This window comes from Rhodovulum sp. (assembly GCF_011048875.1).
In the GTDB taxonomy this organism is placed as follows: domain Bacteria; phylum Pseudomonadota; class Alphaproteobacteria; order Rhodobacterales; family Rhodobacteraceae; genus Rhodovulum; species Rhodovulum tesquicola.
Map to the genome: position 1 here is coordinate 1 of NZ_DSDD01000371.1, position 1,762 is coordinate 1,762.

The following is a 1,762-nucleotide window of genomic DNA, read 5'->3' on the forward strand; positions in this document are numbered from 1 at the left end:
GCCGCATCCACGAGATCAAGGCGCCGCTGATCCTCTCGCCCGGCCCCGCGGCGCTGACCGAGGGGCCGGAGGCGATATGCACCGCGCTCCGGGGCGCGGAGGGAGGTCGATGATGGAGGCGATCGCCCTGTTCCTTGAACGCGGCGGCCTGGCGATCTGGGCCATCGCGGCGCTGTCGGTGGCGACGCTGGCGCTGATCCTGTGGAAGCTGTGGCGCCTTGCCCTGCTGGGCGCCTTTGCGGGCCAGCGCGCCGAACGCGCCGTCGCGCTCTGGCAACAGGGCGCGCGCGACGAGGCGGCGGCGATCGTCGCGGGTCGGGTCGGGCTGCGTGCCCGGCTGGTGCGGGCGGCGATCGGGGCGCTGGGCGCGGGCCTGCCCGAGGCCAAGGCCCGCGAGGAGACCACCCGCATCGCCCGCCGCCTGCTGGCCGAGGCGCGCGCGGGGATAAGGGCGCTGGAACTGATCTCGGTGATCGCGCCTCTGCTGGGGCTTCTGGGCACGGTCATGGGGATGATCGAGGCGTTCCAGGCGCTGGAATCCTCGGGCGCCGCTGCCGATCCGTCCGATCTGGCCGGGGGCATCTGGGCGGCGCTGCTGACCACCGCCGCGGGCATGGCCGTGGCGATCCCCGCCGCCATGGCCGTCACCTGGTTCGAGGCCATCGCCGACAGCGCCCGGGCCGATATGGAGGATCTGGCGACGCGGCTGTTCCTGGCCGGGGGGGCGCGCTGATGTTCGCCTTCGATCGGCCCCGCCGCATCCGCCGCCCCAGCCTGACGCCGATGATCGACGTGGTCTTCCTGTTGCTGGTGTTCTTCATGATCGCCGCCCGTTTCGGCCCGCTTTCGGGGCTTGATCTGACCCCGGCCACCGCCGCCCCGGCGGGATGGCAGGGCCCGCCCCGGCTGGTCGAGGTGGTGCCCGGCGGGCTGCGGCTGAACGGTGTCGCGATGGACCTGCCCGCCCTGGCCGCGGCGCTGGGTCGGCTGACCGACAGCCCCGCCGATCCAGTGCTGATCCGCCCGCGCGACGGCGCTGACCTCCAGGCCCTTGTCGATGCGATGGAGGGGCTGGCAGGGGCGGGCTTCTCCGGTCTGGTGCTGGTGGAGTAGGGGCGATGTTCGACTTCGACACTCCCGCCCCGCGCGCCAGGGCCGACAGCATCGTTCCGATGATAAACGTGGTCTTCCTGCTGCTGATCTTCTTCCTGATGAGCGCCCGGATCGCACCCCCCGAACCCTTCGAGGCCGCGCCGCCCCGGGCCGCGGCGCAGGATCCGGTTGCGGGCGACACGCTTTACCTGTCCGGCGATGGGGCGTTGGCCTATGGCGCGGCGCGGGGCGAGGCGGTCTTTGCCGCGCTGGCCGCCCGCGATACCGTCCATCCGCTGGTGATCCGCGCCGATGCAGGCGTCGAGGCCGCGGCGCTGGCAAGGCTGACGGCGCGGCTTGCGGCCGAGGGGCAGGGCGCGTTGCGCCTGCAAACGGTGCCGCGATGAGACGGCTGGCCGAGTTGTCGGTCTTCCTGCCGCTGGCCGCGGGGCTGCATCTGGCGGCGTTCGGCCTTGTCGCCCGGCCGCAAGGCGCACCCGGGGGCGGGGGTGGCGAGGGGGGGGCTGCGCTGGTGACGCTTGCGGCCGCCCCGCCCGCGCTGTCGCGCCTCGCCGAGGAATGGACCGCGCCGCCCGAGGTCCAGACCGCCGCGCCCGAACCCGTCGCCCCGACGCATGTCACCGCGCCGCGCAGCCCCGACCCCGAGGCC

Annotated in this window: 3 protein-coding genes and 1 pseudogene; all 4 read left to right on the forward strand. The window is 74.2% G+C overall.

Going from position 1 to position 1,762, the window contains the following annotated elements; genetic code table 11:
* Positions 1 to 109 precede the first annotated feature (109 nt).
* Positions 110 to 733 (forward strand): MotA/TolQ/ExbB proton channel family protein, encoded by a 624-nt coding sequence (locus ENN83_RS12920; RefSeq protein ID WP_287187592.1) that lies wholly within the window; start codon positions 110 to 112, stop codon positions 731 to 733.
* Positions 733 to 1,113 (forward strand): ExbD/TolR family protein, encoded by a 381-nt coding sequence (locus ENN83_RS12925; RefSeq protein WP_287187593.1) that lies wholly within the window; start codon positions 733 to 735, stop codon positions 1,111 to 1,113. Before ENN83_RS12920 ends, ENN83_RS12925 begins: the two co-directional genes overlap by 1 nt.
* Positions 1,114 to 1,118: 5 nt before the next feature.
* A complete protein-coding gene (locus ENN83_RS12930; RefSeq protein WP_287187595.1) occupies positions 1,119 to 1,499 on the forward strand; it encodes an ExbD/TolR family protein in 381 nt (126 codons plus the stop codon).
* Positions 1,496 to 1,762: pseudogene (locus tag ENN83_RS12935) on the forward strand (hypothetical protein); the annotation flags it as partial. The gene ENN83_RS12930 and the pseudogene ENN83_RS12935, both read left to right, overlap by 4 nt.